22 protein-coding genes and 1 pseudogene are annotated in these 23299 nt (G+C 34.4%); 7 read left to right on the top strand and 16 right to left on the bottom strand.

Annotated features, from left to right (window positions below; all coding sequences use genetic code 11):
* Positions 1–268: 268 nt before the first annotated feature.
* The 7 genes from AC5LXV_RS10640 to AC5LXV_RS10610 form a co-directional block, all read right to left on the bottom strand.
* On the bottom strand, positions 269–451 hold the full coding sequence (locus AC5LXV_RS10640) for a hypothetical protein (RefSeq protein ID WP_110433396.1): 183 nt from the start codon (positions 449–451) through the stop codon (positions 269–271).
* A 186-nt stretch (positions 452–637) separates the two neighbouring features.
* Complete coding sequence (locus tag AC5LXV_RS10635; protein ID WP_493466397.1) at positions 638–2809, bottom strand: replication endonuclease; 2172 nt, start codon at positions 2807–2809, stop codon at positions 638–640.
* Positions 2810–2825: 16 nt separating this feature from the next.
* Complete coding sequence (locus tag AC5LXV_RS10630) at positions 2826–3032, bottom strand: TraR/DksA C4-type zinc finger protein (RefSeq protein WP_034882229.1); 207 nt, start codon at positions 3030–3032, stop codon at positions 2826–2828.
* Positions 3032–3247, bottom strand: coding sequence for a DUF2732 family protein (locus AC5LXV_RS10625; protein WP_034882228.1), 216 nt, complete (start codon positions 3245–3247; stop codon positions 3032–3034). The genes AC5LXV_RS10630 and AC5LXV_RS10625 overlap by 1 nt, the downstream gene beginning before the upstream one ends.
* Before the next feature lie 24 nt (positions 3248–3271).
* Positions 3272–3574, bottom strand: coding sequence for a hypothetical protein (locus AC5LXV_RS10620; RefSeq protein ID WP_110433398.1), 303 nt, complete (start codon positions 3572–3574; stop codon positions 3272–3274).
* Between the two features lie 89 nt (positions 3575–3663).
* Positions 3664–3807 (bottom strand): hypothetical protein, encoded by a 144-nt coding sequence (locus AC5LXV_RS10615; protein ID WP_181415943.1) that lies wholly within the window; start codon positions 3805–3807, stop codon positions 3664–3666.
* Position 3808: 1 nt separating this feature from the next.
* Positions 3809–4048, bottom strand: a complete 240-nt coding sequence (locus AC5LXV_RS10610) for a MerR family transcriptional regulator (RefSeq protein WP_110423409.1) — start codon at positions 4046–4048, stop codon at positions 3809–3811.
* Between the two features lie 142 nt (positions 4049–4190).
* On the opposite strand from AC5LXV_RS10610, the gene AC5LXV_RS10605 reads away from it, so the two are divergent.
* From AC5LXV_RS10605 to AC5LXV_RS10595, 3 genes are all read left to right on the top strand, one after another.
* The gene (locus AC5LXV_RS10605; RefSeq protein WP_065651187.1) at positions 4191–4547 is read left to right on the top strand and encodes a helix-turn-helix domain-containing protein; all 357 of its coding nucleotides are present in this window, start codon (positions 4191–4193) and stop codon (positions 4545–4547) included.
* A gap of 24 nt (positions 4548–4571) precedes the next feature.
* A complete protein-coding gene (locus AC5LXV_RS10600; RefSeq protein WP_493466396.1) occupies positions 4572–5573 on the top strand; it encodes a phage integrase in 1002 nt (333 codons plus the stop codon).
* A 749-nt stretch (positions 5574–6322) separates the two neighbouring features.
* On the top strand, positions 6323–6475 hold the full coding sequence (locus AC5LXV_RS10595; protein WP_493466395.1) for a hypothetical protein: 153 nt from the start codon (positions 6323–6325) through the stop codon (positions 6473–6475).
* Positions 6476–6664: 189 nt separating this feature from the next.
* Here the strand turns inward: AC5LXV_RS10595 and AC5LXV_RS10590 are convergent, their stop codons facing one another.
* Both AC5LXV_RS10590 and AC5LXV_RS10585 read right to left on the bottom strand, forming a co-directional pair.
* A complete protein-coding gene (locus tag AC5LXV_RS10590) occupies positions 6665–8158 on the bottom strand; it encodes an MFS transporter (RefSeq protein WP_493452270.1) in 1494 nt (497 codons plus the stop codon).
* A 29-nt stretch (positions 8159–8187) separates the two neighbouring features.
* Positions 8188–11337 (bottom strand): alpha-mannosidase, encoded by a 3150-nt coding sequence (locus AC5LXV_RS10585; RefSeq protein WP_493466394.1) that lies wholly within the window; start codon positions 11335–11337, stop codon positions 8188–8190.
* A gap of 766 nt (positions 11338–12103) precedes the next feature.
* Between AC5LXV_RS10585 and AC5LXV_RS10580 the strand changes: the two genes are divergently transcribed.
* The 3 genes from AC5LXV_RS10580 (at position 12104) to AC5LXV_RS10570 (ending at position 13747) form a co-directional block, all read left to right on the top strand.
* Positions 12104–12565: a hypothetical protein gene (locus AC5LXV_RS10580; protein ID WP_110423414.1), complete on the top strand. Its 462-nt coding sequence runs from the start codon at positions 12104–12106 to the stop codon at positions 12563–12565.
* 183 nt (positions 12566–12748) lie between these two features.
* Entirely contained in the window at positions 12749–13219 is a 471-nt protein-coding gene (locus AC5LXV_RS10575; RefSeq protein ID WP_110423415.1) for a hypothetical protein, read from the top strand.
* 321 nt (positions 13220–13540) lie between these two features.
* Positions 13541–13747 (top strand): hypothetical protein, encoded by a 207-nt coding sequence (locus AC5LXV_RS10570; RefSeq protein WP_110423416.1) that lies wholly within the window; start codon positions 13541–13543, stop codon positions 13745–13747.
* A 137-nt stretch (positions 13748–13884) separates the two neighbouring features.
* Here AC5LXV_RS10570 and clcA read toward each other — a convergent pair whose 3' ends face one another.
* The 7 genes from clcA to nikA form a co-directional block, all read right to left on the bottom strand.
* Positions 13885–15279 carry a H(+)/Cl(-) exchange transporter ClcA gene (clcA, locus tag AC5LXV_RS10565; RefSeq protein ID WP_493466393.1) on the bottom strand — a complete coding sequence of 465 codons (1395 nt, stop codon included), beginning with the start codon at positions 15277–15279 and terminating at the stop codon, positions 13885–13887.
* 130 nt (positions 15280–15409) lie between these two features.
* Entirely contained in the window at positions 15410–16735 is a 1326-nt protein-coding gene (locus AC5LXV_RS10560) for an MATE family efflux transporter (RefSeq protein ID WP_493466392.1), read from the bottom strand.
* 2 nt (positions 16736–16737) lie between these two features.
* Positions 16738–17517 carry an ABC transporter ATP-binding protein gene (locus tag AC5LXV_RS10555; protein ID WP_493466391.1) on the bottom strand — a complete coding sequence of 260 codons (780 nt, stop codon included), beginning with the start codon at positions 17515–17517 and terminating at the stop codon, positions 16738–16740.
* Positions 17517–18365: an ABC transporter ATP-binding protein gene (locus AC5LXV_RS10550; protein WP_493466390.1), complete on the bottom strand. Its 849-nt coding sequence runs from the start codon at positions 18363–18365 to the stop codon at positions 17517–17519. The genes AC5LXV_RS10555 and AC5LXV_RS10550 overlap by 1 nt, the downstream gene beginning before the upstream one ends.
* Entirely contained in the window at positions 18362–19192 is an 831-nt protein-coding gene (opp1C, locus tag AC5LXV_RS10545) for a nickel/cobalt ABC transporter permease (RefSeq protein WP_493466389.1), read from the bottom strand. Before opp1C ends, AC5LXV_RS10550 begins: the two co-directional genes overlap by 4 nt.
* Positions 19189–20133 carry a nickel/cobalt ABC transporter permease gene (gene opp1B / locus AC5LXV_RS10540; RefSeq protein ID WP_493466388.1) on the bottom strand — a complete coding sequence of 315 codons (945 nt, stop codon included), beginning with the start codon at positions 20131–20133 and terminating at the stop codon, positions 19189–19191. The genes opp1C and opp1B overlap by 4 nt, the downstream gene beginning before the upstream one ends.
* Before the next feature lie 23 nt (positions 20134–20156).
* Positions 20157–21722 (bottom strand): nickel ABC transporter substrate-binding protein, encoded by a 1566-nt coding sequence (nikA, locus tag AC5LXV_RS10535; RefSeq protein WP_493466387.1) that lies wholly within the window; start codon positions 21720–21722, stop codon positions 20157–20159.
* 270 nt (positions 21723–21992) lie between these two features.
* On the opposite strand from nikA, the pseudogene AC5LXV_RS10530 reads away from it, so the two are divergent.
* Positions 21993–23213 (top strand): annotated as a pseudogene (locus AC5LXV_RS10530) (DEAD/DEAH box helicase); the annotation flags it as partial.
* Positions 23214–23299: the final 86 nt, after the last annotated feature.

The raw sequence follows: 23299 nt of genomic DNA, 5'->3' as shown, positions 1-23299 counted from the left end.
TGCCGTTCGACAATGAATACCGTTTATTTATTATGGATTTAAAACGTTAACTCACTTTAAAAAGTGGATAGCAATAATGCGAATGGAAAGTTAATTAGCGGCAGTAACTACATGACCAGGCAATTATTGGCTAATGACTTAAAGAAGGGTCATTTGACGGTTGAAAACCTTATTCTCAAAATCCTTAGGCAGTTATGCAGAGAAGTGGGGGGATAGTTGATGATTATAGATGAGTGGGGCATGAATTATTGTCAACTATCCCAAAATGTTAAGAATTATTTCGTTTTTCAATAGAGTTATGAGGTAACTGTTCTTTTAAAGGTTCGAGCAAATCGCGGAACCAGAACAATATTATGTCCTTATCATTTTCTCTTAAATGTATATATTCGGTAATTAGGCGAGAAAGTAATTCAGCTCGCTCAATTATTTTGATTTTTTCTAATTCATCCATTTTAATCACCTCTATCATCGTATCACTGTATTTATATACAGTATATAATAATTAATAATTCGATCAAGTCCTTTTTTTTTAAAGATTCGTTAAGATCATCAATAATCTTTATTTATTGATTTTATTAAGATATTTTTTTGAGTTATGCACTCAATAACCATCATTTAAATGCTCTTTTTTAATAGATTAAAATTCATGTTTATATAACCTTTTTGGCGGTATTTTTTGGCTGTCGATACAGTGGTTTTTGACAGAATGGTTACTAATTATTAAATGTAGCCCATCGAGCCTGTCGGTTAGCATCAAATGTTGATATGGGTTGATTTTGATACTCTCCCTTAAATAGAGGCGATTCACATTGAAATCATTATCCGCTAAGCCGATAATTTTCAGTTGTTGTTTGATGACTCGCCTTTGTTGTTCACAATCATTAGTAACCGTACAGTTATTGACAGAACTCCAAGGCGTGCGTTCCGCCCGCAATGGTGATGCTTGATTGGTCTTTACACTATTTAGGTTACTTTTGGGTACTAACCGCCATTTAGTTAATCTGGTGTAAATAGTCGATGCAATCCCATGAATTGGCGCATAGATGCCTTTTATTTTTTTGATGATCTCCTCATATTGATTCAGCTTATCTTCATAAGCCAGGCGGACTTTAAGGTCTTTACGTTTGACTAATGGTCCTCCTTGATGCGCGGTATAAGCTGCCCAATCCCCAATATCAGCTGACGCTAATACCGGATCGATAATATCATCAGTCACTTTTTTGCTTTTTAAACGCCGTAGTTCTCGCCAAACACTGACAGGTGCGCCACCCAATTGTTGAAATTGACGAATCTTCCAGCGACTAGCCCAAGCGGTGATCGCTTTCGATGACGCTTTTAAGTTTTCGCCAGTTTGGGTATCTATTTGATTTTCGAGCGCATATCCATCAATGTTTTTGGCAATATATTTGGCGATATAACCGGTTGCCGATCCTCTTTGTTTATCGATATCCTTAAATTCAAAGCGATTGATGGCGGCACCTTGTTCTTCGCCATCTTCATCCATGGCATAGATCCACATAGTGTAAAAAGCCTTTTGGATATCTTCTGGGCGCATAAAAATTAAAATATGCCAATGAGGTGTACCATCATGATGCGGTTCGGCAACCCGAAAGCCGAAAAATTGAATATGTTCACGATTTAATTTAGCGCGAATACGAGACCAGACTTTGCATAAATAAGCTTGTGTTTCTCGAGGTGTGTTGCCCTGCCAATTTTCGACAAAACCGCCTTTGGCATGCGCGCTGTGATATTTGGCGGGAGCCGTTAAGGTTATAAATGCGCCTTGGTAACCTAGCTCATCGGCCAAATCCTCAAAACCTCGCATCCGCGTCATCAGTTCTACCCGTCTGATAGCCGGATTCGCAACTGATTTATACACTTGCAAATCAAGAGGAATCTGTTCGCCAGTATCTTGATTTTCAATCATCATCTTTTCAAGATATTTTTGATTGCGACGCTTTTGCTCCTTCCACTCCATTTGACAGCTACGGCTAGCATACGGCGAGGCCTTTTTTTGCACTTGACCTACAGCAATGGCTAAATGCTCATGCTCAAAATCTCGACGCGTCTTTAATTTACGCTGCCACCATTCATGATTGGTTATTTTAGCCAATGCCTTAATGCAGTTTTCGTTGGTTAATTTATTATGGTTAAAATCGTTCAAATAGGGTGGGGGAATGTTGATACCGCTTAGTTCTTTTAAAACGCTACGATAAAGTTTCTGCTCCAAACTATCGCTTTCAATATGATTAGCGGTTAAGCAAAAGTCCTGATCTGCAAGGCAACGTTGAATGTGTTTATTCAGATAATTACTTATTTCAACACTTAAATTAGCCAACTTTTTAGTGCCTAAAGTCGCTAATTGAGCAAATTCATCAGCAAAATTAATCGCTAAGGCACTAGGGCTAACAGCTTGATAACGAGCTTTGACTTGTGATAACCGTGATTGAATATTACCACCCAAAGTTTGCCGTAAAAAACTATTGGCGGCTTTGCGGCCCTCATTTTGCAACAGATGAATATATTTATCGGCAAAATAACCGGCTAAAAAATCAGGCAAATCAGCAAAATATTGCGCGCGAAATGGGTGGTCTTCCTGATCTACTTGCCACAATTTAATTTCATTATAGCTTAAAGATTGTGGCATTTTTTTTCCACAATCATATTGTGCTATTGGCGTTCTGACTATTTTTTTATTCGCTTTATACTGGCCAATATTTTCATAGTAATCACGCATCGCTAATAATAAAGAGTGTTTATGTTTAGCGGGAATAGCCGGCAAGGAGAAAGATTGGCATTGGCTAGTCATAAATTCTCGGTCGCAATTATCGTTTAGCAAACTGTTCTTTTAGATTTTGACAATCCACGCACAGTTGACAACCTTTTAACAATTGTCGGCGTTTTTCTGGGATTGGCTCACCACACTCTATACAATCCTTTGCTGATTCACCCTTAAAAACTTGGCGATTAGCAAGTAGATTATCCAGTTCAAGTTGAGCCAAATCGTTAGCTTGGTCTATAATATCTCGCATTAGGCTTCAGTCTCATAGCTTTGGTTACGAAGCTTTTGCCCTTCTTGATAAAGGAGTTCATTTACTTCGCTTGCGGTTAAACCTTTATCAACAATATGTCCGCCTAATTGCATTAAACGGCTGATATAGCGATCACAAAGTCGTTGCTCGGTTTCTTGTTTAATTTGCTCGGTTAAATCTTGTAATTTACTTTGAGTGATATTGTTTAAATACATCATATTTCCTCATCTGGTTAGTTATTATTGTTTGGTAAAATCTTGAGGCTCGCAGTGGGCAAAAACATCAACGATGGCTTGCAAACGGCGAAGTCCTATTTCTAAATGGTCTATTTCCTCATCATTCAGCAGATCATAATTAAGGTTACGCGCTGAAGATGAGAATCCTGCATATAAAGGTGTGATTCCCGCGGCGGCTAATAACAACCTTTTTTGTCCGGGTTTTAACCGATTAAAATTACTGCGCACCAAACTTCGATGGCCATGAATCAGTTGATATAACCGCCTGATATGTTCAAGTTGACGAGACCGCTCAATATTATTCATCGCTACTCCTACCTTGACTGTCGTGAGATCCAAAAAAGAGCCATGTCTTTCGAAAAAGCCAAAGGCATTTAAATTGAATTAAGTTAGTTTTAGCGATGCTTAACTGGCCATAATTTAATGGCTTTACCGTTACTTTTTTCAATCCAACCATTAGGATTATGTCTATTGGTTGCAATTAAAATAACTACTGGTTCAGTGGTCGTTTTTTGACTTAAATAGATAGATCGTTTCATATCAATGCTCCTGCAAATTTAATTCAGGATTAAATGCTTTCGCCCCTTCAAGCGTCAGAGCAGTCATGTTAATTAAGGTGGTTGAACGATCATGCTTACCGGTGATCTTCTTTTTACGAATTGGCAGCAATCCTTCATGGACATATTTTTTAACAGTACGGGGATTCATACCCGAAACACGGGCAAATTCATCCACCGTGACATAAGGAGCAGAAATAGTGATTGAAATTGTTGTCATCATAGTGCATTATTCCTAGCATAAATATGCTTATGTGTAATTATGTGTATTTATGTGTAAAATTAAACTTAATATAATTTATCATTAAGCTTAGCTTAATGTCAATTATATTTTTATCTTTTATTTAATCTAGGCTTAATTTAATATGAGTATTAATTTTAATTCTGGTGGTGCTAAAGTATTGGACCGGATTATTGAAGCATATGGTTTCAAATCCAAAGTGGAATACAGCAATTATTTAGGTACATCGGCAGCAAGCTTATCAATCCGTTATCGACGAGATTTATTTCCATCAGATCTGGTGGTTAAATGTATGGATGAAACGGGGGCATCATTACAATGGCTAGCGACCGGTGAAGGGCAATTTAATCCTGCAGATCAGACTAAAGAAACCATAATATCTGACGAAACATTAATAAAACTTGAACGATTAGCAAGCTTAAAAGAAAAGGGAGCTATTACTGAACAAGAGTTTAATGAATTAAAAGCGCAGTTAATTTAAATTAAGTTAGGATGAATTGCCGTTATGTCAGTAAGAAAACAACCTAATGGAAAATGGTTATTTGAAAAATATCTCCCTGGTGGCCGTCGAATCCGTAAGAACTTCGCCACCAAGGGAGAGGCATTGGCATATGAAAACTACCTTGAAGAGCAAGCTAATGAAAAACCATGGATTAATGAAAAAATCGATAAACGCCGCTTATCGGAATTAATCCAAAGCTGGTATTCGTTGCATGGTCAAACCCTTAAAGATGGGCAAACTCGCTTAAAAGCCATGCTATTTGCGAGTGAATGTATGGATAATCCATTAGCAAACAATTTCACCGCTAAACAATTCACAACTTATCGTCAAAAACGAATTGAGGGTGAGATATATCGCACCGACCGCATTAAAACGGTTGCGCCCAGAACAATGAACCTTGAATTAACCTATTTCAAAGCGATGTTTAACGAGTTAATTCGATTGGGGGAATGGCAACATAAAAATCCGCTAGAACTGGTTCGCTCATTTAAAACTGACGAACAAGAGATGGCTTATCTAACCAAAGAACAAATCCAATCGCTACTCAACTCATGTGAGCAAAGTAGTGCTAAAGATCTTACCATCATTGTCAAAATCTGCTTAGCAACCGGCGCCAGATGGAGTGAAGCTGAAAGCTTAAAAAGCGCACAAGTCAAAGATGGAAAAATCACCTATATCAACACCAAAGGTAAACGCAACCGCACCATTCCAATCAGTGACGAACTATATCAACAAATCCCCCACAAAAATGGCCAACTTTTTACCGCCTGTTATTCAGCCTTTCGCTCGGCACTAGATAGAACCGGCATCGAACTCCCCGAACGCCAATTAACCCATGTATTACGCCACACCTTTGCCAGCCACTTCATGATGAATGGTGGCAACATATTAGTCCTACAAAAAATCTTAGGCCACACCGACATCAAAATGACCATGCGCTACGCCCACTTTGCACCAGATCACTTCGAAGATGCGGTGAAATTGAATCCACTGGAACATGATTAATAACACCGTGATTTACAGATGCTATAAAACAAAAAATAAACGCCACTTAAACAAAAAATGGCGGTAAACTGGCGATCGAATATGATTTTATAGCGCTTTATATGTGTTTATATGCAATCTCAACCTATTGATTAATATGTAAATTATTGATTTAAAAAGACCTTGCAAAGAACTCATAATCGATTGGTCACTGGTTCAAGTCCAGTAGGGTTATTATCTTGTGAATTGATATTAATTGTTCTTAAAATTATTTCTTATTTCAAGGATAAATTTTTGCTGTTTTAAATTACTCAACTAACCGTCATATATCAATCTCTGTGTCTGAAGGCCTGTTTTTATAAAGTCACATTTGAGATCTCGCTTAAAAAATATAATACTTTTATCTATTGTAAACCCTTCTAATAAATTTTTTTTACATTGATTGTATCTTTTTTTGATATCTGATTGTTCGTCGAAATATATCCAGATGTTTATCTAACAAAATCTTGTAAATTTCCTAAATGGCTATCAAATAGAAATGAAATATAATCTTTACCTAACTAAATTGAATCTGTTGCTATTTTTCATTAAATCTATCATTTACGATTAATCATTTTTTATTAAGTAATATCAGTTGTGCCAGGGCAGTAAAGGCACAAATTGAGATGAGTAGAATTAGATTATTAGACAGGAAAATAATAGGTAAAAATAAGCCTAAACCTGTGAAGTGACCCTCAATAGTTGGACAACCAATCACAGGGGGGCTTTTTATGTCAAAATATAGTCGAGAATTAAAAATTATCATAGCTAATGAATTCTTATCAGGAGAATCATCGAAAATTCTTTCAAAAAAATATGCGATATTTCTTTGGTCAATAGCAGATTGTGTTGTTTCACAGGTAATCATCGATAGAATGGCGTAAACCAGAGCAACAATAAAGAAAAAATGACTAATGAAGAGTTTATAAATATTATTTAACTGATTATTTAATAAGATACTAGGTATTAGATACTAGCTGAATTTCATCTAGTATCTAATTTCAAAGGTTACTAATTTATGTTAGAACTATTTATAGTCATTTTTATTAGTAATTACAGCCTATAAATAGGATTTATTTTTTCTCAAATAATTTTTCACATGGATAGCCAGTTAAGTCTTTAACTATGAATTTAGTTTCTTCAGATAACTGATTAACATCTCCATTTGATTGCAAGACATCGATTGCGTTAACTAATAATCTATGTTTTTCTTTATCTAGATTAAATGTAAATGTAACTAACATCGCTAAGAAAACCAGTAATCCAGTTCCTAAAAATAGAATTAATGCAATTGTGGTTATAGCTTCTGGAGATTGATCTGCTTGTTTTTGCACAAAACCACCAAATTCTAATATTAAGCCAACACACAGAGTTGATAAGGCGACCGTTGTTTTTCTAGAGAATGTCATAACAGCAGCAAACAAACCTTCTCTTCTTTTTTTAGTGATCATTTCATCAATATCTGGAATGAATGGGAAAATATTCCATGGTGTGAACTCCATCAAACATCTGCCTATTTGATATACAGTACCAATAACAAATAGTATGGCTATTTTAGATGATGGATTAAAGACAAAAACGAAGTAGGTAGCAGCTAAACATAAAAGCATGGTCGTATAAGCACTAACCAGAAGTTTTTTCGGGCCATATTTAACGAATGCGAATCCTGCAACTAATGTAACTGGTAATCCAATAATACTTAAAGATAATAGACTTCCGGCTACAGAAGCATCAAGTGTTAAACAATATACACAGAAAAATACAAATACAGTGTTATAAATATCTTTACCAGTAAAAGATAATAAATAGATAGCTAAATGCTTTCTAAATGCTCTAACTTTCAGAGTAGAGAAATATTCTTTAAACAGACCAAAAACAAAGATAACTGGATTAACTTTTTTATCAGCTTTAGATTTTTCTAATTCTTTTAGCATCTCCGGAGTAAGTGGTCTCTCCCATGTTGAAAAATAGGATATAATTACACAAATCATGAATAATACAGCAAAAAATATACCATTAAATAAATAAGCATTTGGATCGTTTTCACCATAAATTGCAATTAATCTGCCCGGTACAAATGTTGCCATAAAAGTACCCACCGCAGAAATAAACATTCGACAAGTAGATAGTTTTGTTCTTCCGGCATAATCGCTGGTCATTTCAGATGGTAGGGTTTCCCAAGGAATCATTACCATGGCGACAACTACCTCAAAAGTTAAATAGATAGCTAGATAATATAGGTAGCCCATACCATTAATCCATAATAATGCATAGGAAAGCATTAATGGTGCGCCAATTATTAAGAAGAATCTTCTGCGCCCAAATTTTTTACCTAATTTATTTTTATAAAAGTGGTCGGTGAAACTGCCCATGAAAAGGCATAATATGGCATCTAATATTCGAGCAATTGCTACAATGGATGCGGCTTCAATCGGGCTTAATCCAACAAAAGTAGTAAAAAAGTATAACAACCATGCACCTATAATGGTGAATGCTCCCCCTCCAATGATATCAATCATCCCAAAACCTATCGCTTTAGGAATAGTGATTATTTTTTGATTTTTCATTTTCCAAACCTCGTAATAGAATTAAGCAATTAATTTATTGAAATTGCGTAAGTTTTAATTTCAAAAGGGCTTAATTTTATTTTTAAATTCCCTTTATTTATGTTTTGATCAATAAAGTTCTCCATCAAATCACACTCTCTCCACCAGTTGATATTGTAGTGAGAGCTGATATTGACATTTTGTGTTCCACCGGAGAAATCATGAATTCTGAGAATTAACCAATCACCTGACTCTGCCTTTTTCAAAGCATCAACCTGAACTAATTGATTATCTAATGTAAGAATTGATAGGTTAGATGGCTTAATAAATGGTTTTAATTTGCCATCATAAATTCTTAGCGGTTCATTTAAGAACCAAGCTTCTTGGGCAACATTGCTTTCTTGCCAATTTTTAGTATGAGGAAATAAAGAATAGGTAAATTGATGTTGTCCTTGGTCAGCTTGTAAATCAGGGCTTATAGCTGATTTGATGAGGGTTAATTGCATTATATTGTCTCTGATAGCATGACCATATTTGCAATTATTTAATAGGCTAACGCCATAACCATATTCGGATAAATCGGCCCATTGATGTGCTACACTTTCAAATTTTGCATAGTCCCAACTGGTATTCCAGGTAGTTGAACGTTTAACATTACCAAATTGAATATCATAGGTTGCTTCAACCGCTCTAATATCCACAGGGAATACTGTTTTAAGTAATTGATTACAGTCATGCCAATCAATATCAGTAATAAAATCAATTTTTGGATTATTACTGTAGACTCGCATTTTCTGGCAAATTGAACTCTTATTAAAATTCCATTTAAATGTGACTTCACAAATTAATGGTCCTATTTCAGTAAGTTCAACCGATTGCAATTGTACAACTGGCGATTTTTTCTGAATATGAAATATTTCAATATCCCAAGCATCATATTTCATTGGTTTATCTTCATACACAGTCAATATATTGCCACAACCTGATAATACTTCTCGATTATTCTTCTTATCAAAAATACGGGTAAGGTGGCCAAATTCATTCCACTTAATGAGATAAAAAGGAGTATCTATTTCATCATCATTATAGATAAATGCATCTTTTGCCTTATCATTTTCAGGTGTAGCGTTATTTTCATAACTTACATTTATACAACTTAGTGGCGCAATTGATGGTATTTCAACAAAATAACCATCATTTTGTTTTGATTTTTGTATAGTGAAATGTTGATTGGAGTCATCTTTTATAGTGAGATTTTCTGCACAAGTAGCAAAATAAACAACGTCATTTTTCCTCTCAAAGTTAGAACTATTAAGGATAATTTTGCTATTATCATCACTGTCGGTAATATTTTGTAACAGCGGATTAAGAATTTCGTTATGTTTATTATTTAGATCCTGAAATTCAAGTTTGGCATCTTGATAAACTTCATGTATTGATGAACCAGGAATGATGTCATGAAACTGATTTCTAAGAATGAGTTTCCAACAATAGTCTAGTTTATTTTTTTCATAACTAGACCAGTCATTATTTAAGATTGAGTTGGTCACCGATAACCACTCGATGAAACGAATATCTAATTCGGCTAGTCGATTCGCTTTTTTTATTTGCGCTTGACTGGTGTATGTTCCGCGATGGGTTTCAAAATATAATTCGCCATCCCAAGTATGGAACCAATCATTACTGTGACTAATGTTATCTTCTAATTCATGAAAGAATTGCTTAACGGTACCAAATTGAATATTTGGCAATACTGGCATTTTTTCGAATCGTTCTAATAATTCCAGCATCTGCTCATTTGGCCCACCGCCACCATCACCATAACCAAACGGTAACAACAGTGTTTTGGTTAAACCTTTATCTTTATAGTTATCCCATAAACCCTGAACAGACTTAGCATTAACAATGCCATTATAGGTATATCGCGGATGTCCCTCTTCTGGTGTTGTAACAAAATGAGCTAAAATATCGCTACCATCAATTCCTCGCCATTTAAAAGTATCGTGTGGTAGTTGATTAAATTCATTCCAACTAATTTTTGTTGTCATGAAATATTTAATACCTGATTTTTTTAAAATTTGTGGTAATGCCCAAGAATATCCAAATACATCAGGTAACCATAAACATTCAGGTGTTATACCAAACTCGGTTTCCATGAAATTTTTGCCATACATAATTTGTCTGACAAACGATTCGCCAGAAGGTATATTACAGTCAGCTTCGACCCACATAGCGCCATCAATTTGCCAGCGACCCTCTTTGACTCGTTGCTTTATTTGATCATAAATTTCAGGATAGTCACTTTTAATATATTCATAGAGTTGTGGTTGAGACTGGAAAAAATTATATTTTGGAAATTGTTTCATTAACTTCAAAACAGTCGAAAACGAACGCGCACATTTTTCTCTGGTATGTTTTATCTGCCATAAAAAAGCGAGATCAATATGAGTATGGCCAACACTATTAATCACAACTGGAGATTTCACCGCATCTTTGCTGTAATTTTCTTCTAAATACCTAGATGCACTGCTGATTGATTGGTAAAATTCTTTACTAGATGGGTTTTGCCAATTAACTAGTAGAAATGAACTATCTAAAAGATTAAGTAATCGCGAATAATAAAAATCGTTGGTAGAGATAACATCTAACGTTTGTAATATAGCGGTAGAAGTCACGTACAAATCATGAGTGGCTTTATCTCTTAAACCGAAGGCAACTTGTTTTATACTATTACCTACATGAAACTCATCAAAATGTTGTCTAACTTTTCCTTCAAGTACCCCTGACCATATGCGAATATCAAATTGAACTGTTTTACCAGAAAAGTCATCGGGAAATGAAATAACATTATGATTTTTATCTAAACCATGCCATGGTTTACCATTAACATAGAGTAGTGCTTCATATTCATCACGTAAAAAAGATAAAGAAAAATTAAAAAGACCTATATGAGTGGAACGTTTCGGATCGGCTTTAGGGAAAGTATGACTTAATCTTAACCAAACATAGATATCCTTTTCTTTCCATTCAAATCCTTGCTCAATTTTTTGCCAATCGGCATTTTCATCTGGGGGCGGGGCGCCATTAACTCCTTCACGGTCATAACAAAAATCAAAACTTTGTATTGTTTGAAGATCATGTAATTCAAACCGCAATAGTTCTTCAACTCGTTGTTTTAATTTCCTTTCAGTAAAAAACATAATTCCCTCTAATTTAGATAAATATTTAAAAGCAAATAATTGGTATAATAAGTTAAATAATAAAGTTGTAATTCACAAATATAAAAACCATATTTAGTGATGGCGATCACAAAAAAATTTAATTTAATTAATTTAATATCCTGTTTTAAGCCTTTAGAAAAGGTATAATAACTCTTAATATCATCGTTTTATTGATAATCAATCAAGAGGATTTTGCTTAGTATTCTCAAGTCTTATGGAACCAACATTATCTAGGTAAATTATTGAATAATGTATTAATTGTATTTAAAAAATTAAAATAACTATAAGTGGTAGTCGGCTGGTTAGGAATTATCCAATATTAATATTATCAATTGATAAGTAAACTAATGGTTTGTAAATTGATTGGTCAAGAATAGATGAATTGGTAAGACAAATTTGTTTGACTAAAACGATCTCAAATAATTTTGAATAAAGATAGTTTTTCACTGAAAAATACCGTTGAAAATATAATGCTGATTTCAATTATGTAAGTTAAAAATCATACATCCGCATTCATTCGAATGCCCAATGTGAGATATTAAGAATAATTTGATTTCTTTATTTGATAGGGATCGTTTATGCACTATCAGTGATAGTAATTTATAAAAACATAGATATCAATTTCACCATATCTAAATTGTTTTTTGAATAATATTAAACTAATCTATATCCTTAAAAAACATTATTTATAAACAATTCTCCAAAGGATTAACGAGAAGTTTAATGATATTTTTAAGGATTAGATGTGTTAAACATTATTAAATATTTGCTTAAAGATTCTGTATTGATCGGTCTCTTCTTCATATTCTACTTTAGTATGGACATAACATTTTATGTAGTTTTAGAAAATCGCCACTCGTTTATTAGCAATATAGGTAAGCCAATTGTTGATATTTTAATTGCTCTAACGGTTGTAGTTGAAATTATTTTCTTTCTCTCAATGTTGATAAAACTATTTGTTGTTAAAAGTACACATTTGTTAACCTCTTATTTAGGATTAATATTGGGGTTAGCATTTTCTTTTGTTTGGCTATTTATTTTATGTGTTTATTTCAACCAATATCACGGTTGGGGATGGGATGGTTTTGAGTTTTTTGGTTGGGCGTTTTTGCCTGCGATTGGCAGTTTTATCAGTTATATTATTTTAATACTTATTAGAATGTTATATTCTTTATATTGTGTTTTATTTGTTGAAAGATCTAAATAATATTTTTTTGATTAACTGTCATTTTTAGATATTGCTTAAGAGAATTATTTAGCCATCTAAAGTAGAATGAATAACTGATTATTAAGCAGTTAAATATTAATTTTATCTGAGTGTAACTATATTTATTTGGATGGGATTTTTTAGGTTAACAGTGAAGTTAACTTAAGTCTATAGGGATTAATTATGCCAAAAATTATTAAATATTTATCTAAAGATAAATTATGGATCTGTCTTTTTGGGATTAGTTATTTGACATTTATAGTTACTTTTAATTTTTTTTCATTAAGAAGCGAATTCTATATTAGTCATGCAGCTCCATATATCCTTTTGATAATATTTTGTATAATAATAATCTCTGAAATTGTTTTTTTCCTAATACAATTAATAAAATTATTTATCATCCCTAAGACACATGTATTGACTTCTTTTTTAGGATTATTTTGTGGATTAATTTTTTCTTTTTGCTGGTTTGGTATTTTATATTTTTATTTTGAATATGTTAGTAATGGTTATGATGATATAGGATTCATCATTGCGATGTTTATTCCTGCACTCGGTTGTTTTTTCGGTTACATTATTTTAGTTTTAATTAAAATTTTAAGATGTTTATATTGTTTTTTCCTTGTTGAACAAGCCAATAAGTCTTATCCGTAAAATAAAATATCTTAAAAGGGCTTTTAAAAATTAGCTGAATTTTATTAATTATTCGCCAGTTATTTTAAGATGATTGCGTACCCTTTGTTAATTGCTTTTAATAAGCCATTATTATCAATTTAAATAGGATAGAATTACATTGCTGTTGTTATCAAGTATTTAAGGTTTAAAATCTAATTTTTTTATATTTTAAAGCTATTTAGCGAAGATATTGAGAGTTTATTCAATCTTGACTTGATTTTTGTTTCAATCAGCGTTTATATATTACTGTAATAAGCAAATCGGCTTATTATTTATAACATTTTACTAGAGGAGCTTATAATGGTACAAAAATTTGCTGCGTACGGTAGTGATGTTTCGGCTGGCACTTATAAGTGTGCTGATTGTGGCTATATATATTCAAACCAAAGTAAAAAATCCTTACCTCCTTGTCCGGAGCATAACAAAAAACCACACAGTAAAAATGGTTGGTATGTGGTTAGTGGTCAAGGTGATTCAGTTAAAGATCCTCATCATACTAAAAAGTAGTAGTAATTTCATGTTGTAACTTTAAAAGGTAACACTTAGTGTTACCTTTTTTGTAAACGTCTCATGTCGAATAACCTACTGACGTTTTTCGATGCTGGTAAATGCCTATCTTTTTGTTTAGCAAATAGCAGAGTTGATTAAGGTGCTTTTGTTGGTATCTGAATATTTAAATCTTGCTGATATTTACTTCGCAATAATATCTTTTCCAATATAGATGTATAAAGTGGCATTCCACCTAACGCTTGGGCAATTAATGTCGCTCCCAAGCAAGTAATGATCATCGGTAAAATAAGTTGATAGTTATCGGACATTTCCATCACTAAAACAATACCGGTTAGTGGTGCTCTTACTGTAGCGGCAAATAACCCTCCCATACCAATAATAGCGCAGGCGCCAAGTTCGATATGATAATTCGGATAGAGCTGTTGTGCGATTAAACCAAAGGTAATACCAACCGTTGTTCCTAAAGCTAAGGTTGGAGCAAATATTCCTCCTGGCGCGCCAGAACTAAAGCATAAAACTGTAGTGACAAAACGTAGACATAAAACTATCATCAAAGTATTGATAGCGTAATTACCGGAAACAGCATCGGGAATAAAATCAAAACCGCTACCGGTTATTTCAGGAAAGATAAAACTTATGACGCCAAACGATCCGGCCAAACAAAATCCGGTTAAAATAAAACAGAATTGATTTAATTGATAAAATTGTTTGAAACGTTCTTGTAACGTTAATATGCATTTGTTGGATAAAACCCCAATAGCACCGAAAAATGTCCCCAAAATAAGATAAAGCCACAAGGATTCAATAGGAACGGCACTAAAGTGACCTATTTGGAAAACGGATTCTTGATTGTATAAAAATTGGTACATCACGCTAGCCATGATGACACCAACAAAAATAGCTTTAATTGAAGTTAAATTGTAGCGAAACTGCGGTCGCATCTCTTCAATAATAAATAGAATTCCTGCTAGAGGTGCATTGAATGCGGCGGTGATACCAGCGGCGGCTCCAGTGGCTAAAAATGTATGTCGATAGGCTTGTTTTTTGACTTTAAGCAGATCTGATACCATTGCCCCGATGTTACCACCAATCTGGACGGTAGGACCTTCGCGACCTAATACCATTCCCGAACCTAAAGCAGCCACACCACCGATAAACTTAACCGGTAAAACCGCGCGCCAACGTACCGGTCTTAAATTGAGTAATGCGCCTTCTATTTCTGGTATTCCTGAACCACCAGATTCGGGCGCAAAGCGTTTTACTAAATAATATGCCAGTAATCCCATCATTCCAGTAATAGTGAAGATTAAAAGATAATTAATCACTAAATTATCAACAAGATTAAATAATAGCGTTTTACGCAGAGAGATAATCCAATTCACCGCATATTGAAATAACACGCCAGCAATACCCGTAATTGAGCCGATAATACCAGCAACGATTAAAACAATTAGCGGAGCTTTATCCTGAAAACTACGTATTTTATGATAAAGTTGGATCCTTTTTTTGATAGCAGAATAACTAGGCACAATATTCAATATAATTTGGCAAATGAAGGCGAATTTTACGCCTGTTCAACTGAAAAAGATAGAAGTAACGCGTTCAAATAAATTGTTTAATATTGAACTAAGTACTCTAGCTATTTGGCTATAATGACAATTACCCGGTAATGTAGGTACGTGATTTTTTTATCCATATAACTAAAAACAGGGTTCGGCCTAAACTAAATAAAATATAAGAAAACCATAATCCATTATTTCCAAAGACTGGCACGGCAAAGTATTGTGCTATAAACCAAACTAATAACGCCAATAGCATTGAGTCGCGTATAGATGAGGTGTAACTGATACCTGAAAACACGCCATAATAGATTAATCCTCCAGCTGCAACAATAGGGAATACCATTAACCAAGATTGATACTGAAGCGATAGGGTTATAATCTCAGTTTGATTCGTTAATAGTTTTATAATTGCAGTATCAAAGGTTAACCAAATTGCAATCAAAATTATTGGGCAAATAATACAAGCTTGTAGTGACCATCGTAAAGTTTGATTATAAAGTTGAATATTTTTAGTTCCTTTAGCTCGACCGCTAAAGACGCTTGAAGCATTAGCAAAACCGTCAAATAGGTAAGCCATCATATAATGAATCTGAAATAAAACGGCATTAGCGGCTAATACTTCGGTATTGAATGTTGAACCAATCGAAATAAAGTGATTAGTTACCGTTAATAAACAGATAGTGCGAATCATTAAATTAGTATTAACTAAAATGACCCCTTTTAATGATTGCCATGACAAAATAGATTTTATATCGATTTTTTGCTTAGTTTTGGGTAAGTATCGGTAGATAAACCAAATACCGACCAAAGTACAACATATTTGGGCAATCAGTGTCGCAAAAGCCACTCCTTGAATGTCCCAATGCATCCACCAAACAAAAAGCATTGCCATTATAATATTCAATAGATTGATAAAGACTTGTAAAAATAGCACGGCTTTAACTTTGGATATCCCCATTAACCAACCAACTAGGACATAATTAATCAGAACAAAAGGGGCTCCAAAAATTAAAATCGAAAAATAGAGATCCGCATAATGCTCTACATCTTGACTAGGTTGGATAATGTACATTGAGGCGCAAAAAATCAACTTTTGAAAAATAATAAATATCAAACCTAAAAAGATAGCAATAAATAAAGGTTTGATAAGAGAAGATCTTAATAATAAACAATCATCCAAAGCTTGCGCGGCAAAACCAGTAGTACTGACTCTTAAAAATCCAAATAACCAATAAATAGTATTAAATATTACTGTTCCTATTGCAATACCAGCAATAAAGGCAGGATTAGGCAAATGACCAACTAAAGCCGTATCGACCACCCCTAGTAAAGGAGTGGTAATAGTTGAGAGAATAAACGGAATAACTAATTTAAGATAATCTTTAAACTGATATTGATGATTCGTAGTTGATGAATGGGTCATTTTTAAAAACCTAAAATTGATTCAAGTAACTGTTTAGAATAAGGATTTTTAACTTGACTTAATTGTTCTATTTTATCAATGTATTCAACGATTTCACCTTTATAAAAAAAGGCAATTTTATCACAAAGGTAAGTGATTGTGGTTAGATCATGCGTAATAAAAATACTGGTTAAATTTAGCTGTTTTTGCAAATCGGCAAGTAGTTCTAAAATTTGGGTTTGGACAGAAATATCTAATGAGCTTACTGCTTCATCAAATAAAATAAATTGAGGAGTGCAGGCTATCGCTCTTGCAATGCAGACGCGTTGCAATTGACCGCCACTCATTTCGTGTGGAAGCCGCTCATAAAAAGAGCTATCTAATCCTACTTGTTCTAATAAAGCATCGATACGCTTCTTTCGATCATTTTTAGCTAACTTTTCATAAATATCAAGTGGTTCAGCAATAATCTGTGCAGCAGTAAAATAGGGGTTAACAGAAGCATTATAATCTTGAAATACCGCGCTGATATTTTTACGTATGGCTGATTTTTTCCATGTGCGTGTACTAATATCTTGTCCATTAAAATAAATTTTGCCACTGTCAGGTTTTTCTAAGCCTAAAATTAGCTTTCCTAATGTACTTTTCCCACTACCACTTTCACCAATAATACCGAGACACTCTCCTTGCTTTAAATCAAACGATACTCCTTTAATAACCGTCGTTTTTTTATTACTAAACAAACGTTGGTTAGGTTGTAGAAAAGATTTTTTAACATTAGCAACTTGTAATAACGGTGGCATTAAATTGTCTCCAATATTAAATTTGGATGATTGGCATAAGTAACCGCATTAAATTTATTCAATAATTGTTTGCGAGTATTGATTAGATAACGAGTATATTCATGTTTGGGATGATAAAAAATCTGATCACGACTCCCCGATTCAACAATCTTACCTTTGTTCATCACTATAATTTCATCGGCAATATGATGAATAACGCCTAGATCATGAGAAATAAAGATCATGGTAGTATTGGATTTGATCTTTCCAAGCATTTTTAGAATATGAAACTGGCTAATCGAATCTAATGCCGTTGTAGGTTCATCGGCGATAATAAGCTCAGGCTCAAGCATTAACGCCATACCGATCATTATTCGTTGCAGCATGCCACCACTTAACTGATGCGGGTACTTTTTATAAATCTCTTTGGAATTATCAAGACCTATATTTTCAATCATCGTTAACGTTTTAGCAATAGCATCGTTTTTGTTAATAATGAGATGTGCTTGCAGGGTTTCGACCACTTGCTTACCAATGCAATAAAGTGGATCAAATGCACTCATTGGGTGTTGTAAAATTATCGAAATGACACTACCAAGCATTTGATTTAACGTCTTTTTATTCTGTTTTAATAGATCGAACGCTAAATTAGCATTTTGGGGTTTAAACAGTATTTGCCCAGTCACACTAAAATAAGATTCTAATAAGCCGATGATAGCTTTACATGTTATACTTTTGCCACTGCCACTTTCCCCAACAATACCTAAACATTGATGATGATTGACCGTAAACGATATATCATCGAGTAGCTTGTTACCATTATTAAGGGTAATGGTTAGTTGTTTTACGGCTAACAATGGGCTACTCATGCAGTTTTTCCCTTTGGATCTAAAATATCTCGTAAACAATCACCTAACATATTAAATGCTGCCACAACGATTAAAATGGCTATACCCGGGAAGACCATTTGCATCGGGTGCTGCGTCATTACATTTTTTGCTTCACTTAACATTAATCCCCATTCAGCGGTAGGAGCTTGGACGCCTAATCCAATAAAAGATAAAGCCGAGATATTTAAGATTACCCAACCCGTATCTAACGTTGCTAATACAACCAGTTCTGCCATTATATTAGGTAATAAATGACGACAAATGATAAAAGAATGTGGTGCGCCAATGGCTCGTGAAAAAAGAATATAATTTTTGCGGCTGTACTTGATCACTGAACTTCGAATCATGCGACTATACCAAGCCCATTTAACGACAATATTAGCAATAATGACGTTTTCGATACCTACGCCTAATACCCCAACAATCGCCAAAATCATCACTTGGCTAGGAAATGACAGCATGATGTCACAAAGACGCATGATACATTCGTCAAGTTTACCGCGTCTATAACCAGAAATAAGGCCGATGACACTACCAACGATTATTGTAATGATCATGGTTAACAGTGATAAGAATAGGGTTGTGCGAATACCATACAGTAGTCGTGAAAAAATATCACGACCAAGATGATCACATCCAAGCCAATGTTCGCTCGATATCGCAGCATATTTACGAACGATGCGAACTTTATTGGGATCAAACGGTGCAATATAAGGGGCTAATATCCCTAAAATAATCATTGTGGTGATGATGATCAGGCAAATTAACGCCGTTTTATTGTTAATCAGTTTCTTAGTTAGATTCATATGGCACCACCATTATCACGTAATCGAGGATCTAGCCATTGATGAATAACATCTACAATAAAATTACACATTACAAATAAAATAGCCATAATCAATATATAAGCTTGAATGACGGGATAATCGCGATTCATAATAGCTGCGATACATAAACGACCCAATCCCGGCCAAGAAAATATATATTCAACAACAAAAGAGCCAGCGATTAGTTGCGGAATGGTCATGCCTAAGGCGGTGATAGTGGTGTGCAGTGAATTAACAAGCACATGTTTAACTATAATCGTTTTCTCTTTCAAACCTCGACAGCGAGCGTAAAAGACCGAATAATTATGCATATTTTCTAGCATATTATTACGAATAAAACGGATATACGTTGAGATATAAACAAACGATAAAGTTAAAGTTGGTAGAATCAGATTTTGCCAAGTACCATAACCATTGGTAGGCAGTAAATCTAGATAATTGGCAAACAGCCAAATAAAGAGTAAACCTAACCAATAACTCGGCATTGCCGTGCCAAGAAAAATAATAATACGAACGATATGATCGAAAGCTGAATTAGCAAAAATTGCACATAATACGCCTAAAATTAAACTGATGATGAGGGTAAATGCAAATGATGACATTGCTAAAACTAAGGTCGGTATTAAGCTGCGGATCATCTCATCCCAAACGAGTCTGTCTCGATGAATAAAAGAACGACCAAAATCAAGATGTAAAACATCATAGAGCCAAATAAAATATCGTTCAAAAAAAGGTTTATTTAACCCTAGCTCTTGGCGCATACTTTCAATAGCATCAGGGGTTGGCATGATTTCGTTTAAGCGTAATGCAACTTCAGCCGGATCGGAAGGCGCTAGATTGATAAGCAAAAAGGCGATAAAAGAGATACCGAATAATATCGGTATCATCATCGTTAAGCGTTTAATAATATAATTTAACATTATTGGTCAATAATATTAGTCTTTTAAAAATGCATTTTCTCAAACGGAATATCAAATTGAGAAGGGGCGAACTCAATTCCTTTTAGAGTTTTAACCGCAATCGCACGATTACGCTCATAAGTTAGCGGAATATAAACCGCTTCATTATGCAAGGTTTCTAGCACATAACGGAATAGATCTTGGCGCTCTTTTTCATCAGTTGAAATTAATGCCTTACTGATACTTGCATCAATTTGTGGTTTTTCTTTTAAGCCTTGTTGGGCCATGTAATCACCATATACTGGTAATTTCATCCCTGATAAAAATGATTGTGGATCATATGGCGTACCCCATGAGATATCAAACACCATATCAAAATCGCCGGCTTTTTGACGATCACGATAACCTTGTTCTTCTTCACCATGAATATTAAGTTTTAATCCAACTTGCTCAAATTCATCTTGCATATATTGGGCAATTGTTTTTTGAGATGCGGTATTACTGTCGTAATATAAGGTAATTTTAAAAGGTTTACCGTCTTTTTGACGATAATCTTGACCTTCAACTTTCACCCAACCGGCTTTATCAAGTAAGGTTTCGGCTAATTTAGTGTCATATTCATAAGGTTTTAAACCTAGGTTAGCATAAGGAATATTGGTTGCCATTAATGTATCAGCAGGCGCTTCACTGTTATTGAAAATACCTTCTGAAATATCTTTTTTACTGATGATGTGTTCAATCGCTTGGCGCACATTAACATCACTAAGTTGGCTTCGGGTTGTATTCATTAGAACAATTCGGCTTGAAACTGGTTTAGACATTAAGGTTTGAAACTTATCCATGCTAGAAAAACGTTCAAACGAATCCGCATCAACCATATTTTTACCATAAATCAGATCGATTTCGCCTTTTTCCAAAGCCATTAGTCGGCTTTGATTATCCGCGATAACTTTCATCGTCACTTTTTTTAGTATTGGTTTAGTTCCCCAATAAGTTGGATTGGCGTTAAACACCGCATATTGATCTTTTTTATGATCACCTAAAACATATGGGCCGGTACCAATGTAAGACTTAACACCATTTTTAGTTTCACCGTCGATCATAGAGTTAGGTGAAATAAAACGCATTGGACGAGTTACGGCAATCTCAATCATGAAAGGGTAGTAAGGTTCAGAAAGGTTAACTTGTAGCGTATAATCATCTACCGCTTTCACTTCAGTAATTAAGCGCACCATTTCTAACCAAGTGTGACGGACTTTATTTGATAACACGGCATCCCAGTTTAGTTTTGCACTGTGCGCATCAAATTTTGCGCCATCGCTGAATGTAACATCTTTTCTGAGTTTGAATGTGTAAGTTTTACCGTCGTTACTGATAGTCCAGCTTTCCGCGAGCCAAGGAGAAAAACTGCCATCTTCGTTATAGTGAACTAATGATTCATACAACATATTTTGCGCCCACATTTCACCAGAGTATAAATGCGGATTCAAATCACGAATATCACGAAAATTGGCGAAAGTAATATCATCTTTAGCAAAACAGTTAAAACTACAGCAGCTAAAAATCAGAACGATAAGTATTTTTTTTAAATGAGAGAAATTGAAAAACATACCTATTCCATTAAACAATTATTCTTAGGAGAGCGAATAATATAACAAATGATAATGATAATCAATATCATTTAAAACAGGGTGATTTAAAAACAAACAGAATAGTAAATTTATCTTAAGTAAATAATAACACATTTTATGTGGTTAATCTTACTAAAAATTGACATTTATAAAAACTAGTTTTTAAAAAAAAATAATAAAACAATTATTATCAAATTGTTTTATAATGCTTAATATTATTCACTTTTTCGATTATTTAGGAATCATTGCATGTCATTTGACTCTCTTGGTTTAGATACCAAGATTTTACAAGCCATCCACGAGCAAAACTACACTGAACCCACTCCCATTCAACAACAAGCTATCCCCGTTATTTTATCAGGCAAAGATTTAATGGCCAGTGCACAAACTGGTACAGGGAAGACGGCCGGATTTGGTTTGCCTATTTTACAGAAATTGCATGAAATGCAACTCAAAACAGCCGTTAAAGCAAAGCCGAGAAAAGGTATACGTCGCTTATATGCATTAATTTTAGCTCCTACTCGCGAATTGGCAGCACAAATTGGTGAAAATATTCGTGACTACAGCCGATATTTACCGATTCGTTCCCTAGTGGTATTTGGTGGTGTCAGTATCAATCCGCAAATGATGAAACTTCGTGGTGGAGTGGATATTTTAATCGCTACACCAGGACGATTATTGGATCTAGTACATCAAAATGCGGTGGATCTCTCTTCGGTAAAAGTGTTAGTACTGGATGAAGCCGATCGCATGTTAGATATGGGATTTATTCATGATATTCGGCGCGTGATAGCCAAATTACCTAAAAAACGACAGAATTTAATGTTTTCGGCGACTTTTTCAGATGAGATAAAAGCTTTAGCGCAAACCATTTTAAAATCACCAGAGTCTGTTGCTGTGGCTAAAGACAATAGCGCATCAGAACAAATTACTCAGTATGTACATCGGGTAGATAAGCGTCGTAAACGTGAATTGCTCTCTTATTTGATTGGTAAAAATCAATGGCAGCAGGTATTAATTTTTACCAGAACCAAATATGGAGCCAACCATTTGGCTGAACAGCTAACCAAAGATGGTATTAAAGCTTCGGCGATTCATGGTAATAAAAGTCAAGGGGCAAGAACAAAAGCTTTAGCTGACTTCAAGTCGGGACAAATACGAGCGCTTGTCGCTACCGATATCGCGGCCAGAGGTTTAGATATTGAACTATTACCTCATGTTGTCAATTATGAACTACCACAAGTGGCAGAAGATTATGTGCATCGTATTGGTAGAACAGGGCGAGCTCAAAATCAAGGGCAGGCAATATCATTAGTTTGTATTGATGAGCTTTCTCAATTAAAATCAATTGAAAAATTGCTCAAAACATCGATCCCAGAAATTTTTACCCAAGGATTCGAAGTTGATCCTCGAATTAAAGCGGAGCCGGTAAAGAAAGCAACAAAGCGTGCTCCAGCAAAAAGAAGAGGTGTTGATAAAACATCAACTTCTAAAAAAAATCAGAATAGTATGAAGCAATCTAGCCATCATACATATTCTAAAACTAACTAAATTAT

It is taken from the genome of Gilliamella sp. LMG 34359 (assembly GCF_984569085.1).
Note: the sequence above shows the minus strand (reverse complement) of the source record. Positions and strands in the feature narration are given on the sequence as shown.

Excerpts from the sequence above, each read along its gene's own strand:
- AC5LXV_RS10640 (WP_110433396.1), bottom strand. The coding sequence starts at position 451 with ATGGATGAATTAGAAAAAATCAAAATAATTGAGCGAGCTGAATTACTT.
- AC5LXV_RS10635 (WP_493466397.1), bottom strand. The coding sequence starts at position 2,809 with ATGACTAGCCAATGCCAATCTTTCTCCTTGCCGGCTATTCCCGCTAAA.
- AC5LXV_RS10630 (WP_034882229.1), bottom strand. The coding sequence starts at position 3,032 with ATGCGAGATATTATAGACCAAGCTAACGATTTGGCTCAACTTGAACTG.
- AC5LXV_RS10625 (WP_034882228.1), bottom strand. The coding sequence starts at position 3,247 with ATGTATTTAAACAATATCACTCAAAGTAAATTACAAGATTTAACCGAG.
- AC5LXV_RS10620 (WP_110433398.1), bottom strand. The coding sequence starts at position 3,574 with ATGAATAATATTGAGCGGTCTCGTCAACTTGAACATATCAGGCGGTTA.
- AC5LXV_RS10615 (WP_181415943.1), bottom strand. The coding sequence starts at position 3,807 with ATGAAACGATCTATCTATTTAAGTCAAAAAACGACCACTGAACCAGTA.
- AC5LXV_RS10610 (WP_110423409.1), bottom strand. The coding sequence starts at position 4,048 with ATGATGACAACAATTTCAATCACTATTTCTGCTCCTTATGTCACGGTG.
- AC5LXV_RS10605 (WP_065651187.1), top strand. The coding sequence starts at position 4,191 with ATGAGTATTAATTTTAATTCTGGTGGTGCTAAAGTATTGGACCGGATT.
- AC5LXV_RS10600 (WP_493466396.1), top strand. The coding sequence starts at position 4,572 with ATGTCAGTAAGAAAACAACCTAATGGAAAATGGTTATTTGAAAAATAT.
- AC5LXV_RS10595 (WP_493466395.1), top strand. The coding sequence starts at position 6,323 with ATGTCAAAATATAGTCGAGAATTAAAAATTATCATAGCTAATGAATTC.
- AC5LXV_RS10590 (WP_493452270.1), bottom strand. The coding sequence starts at position 8,158 with ATGAAAAATCAAAAAATAATCACTATTCCTAAAGCGATAGGTTTTGGG.
- AC5LXV_RS10585 (WP_493466394.1), bottom strand. The coding sequence starts at position 11,337 with ATGTTTTTTACTGAAAGGAAATTAAAACAACGAGTTGAAGAACTATTG.
- AC5LXV_RS10575 (WP_110423415.1), top strand. The coding sequence starts at position 12,749 with ATGCCAAAAATTATTAAATATTTATCTAAAGATAAATTATGGATCTGT.
- AC5LXV_RS10570 (WP_110423416.1), top strand. The coding sequence starts at position 13,541 with ATGGTACAAAAATTTGCTGCGTACGGTAGTGATGTTTCGGCTGGCACT.
- AC5LXV_RS10560 (WP_493466392.1), bottom strand. The coding sequence starts at position 16,735 with ATGACCCATTCATCAACTACGAATCATCAATATCAGTTTAAAGATTAT.
- AC5LXV_RS10555 (WP_493466391.1), bottom strand. The coding sequence starts at position 17,517 with ATGCCACCGTTATTACAAGTTGCTAATGTTAAAAAATCTTTTCTACAA.
- AC5LXV_RS10550 (WP_493466390.1), bottom strand. The coding sequence starts at position 18,365 with ATGAGTAGCCCATTGTTAGCCGTAAAACAACTAACCATTACCCTTAAT.
- opp1C (WP_493466389.1), bottom strand. The coding sequence starts at position 19,192 with ATGAATCTAACTAAGAAACTGATTAACAATAAAACGGCGTTAATTTGC.
- opp1B (WP_493466388.1), bottom strand. The coding sequence starts at position 20,133 with ATGTTAAATTATATTATTAAACGCTTAACGATGATGATACCGATATTA.
- nikA (WP_493466387.1), bottom strand. The coding sequence starts at position 21,722 with ATGTTTTTCAATTTCTCTCATTTAAAAAAAATACTTATCGTTCTGATT.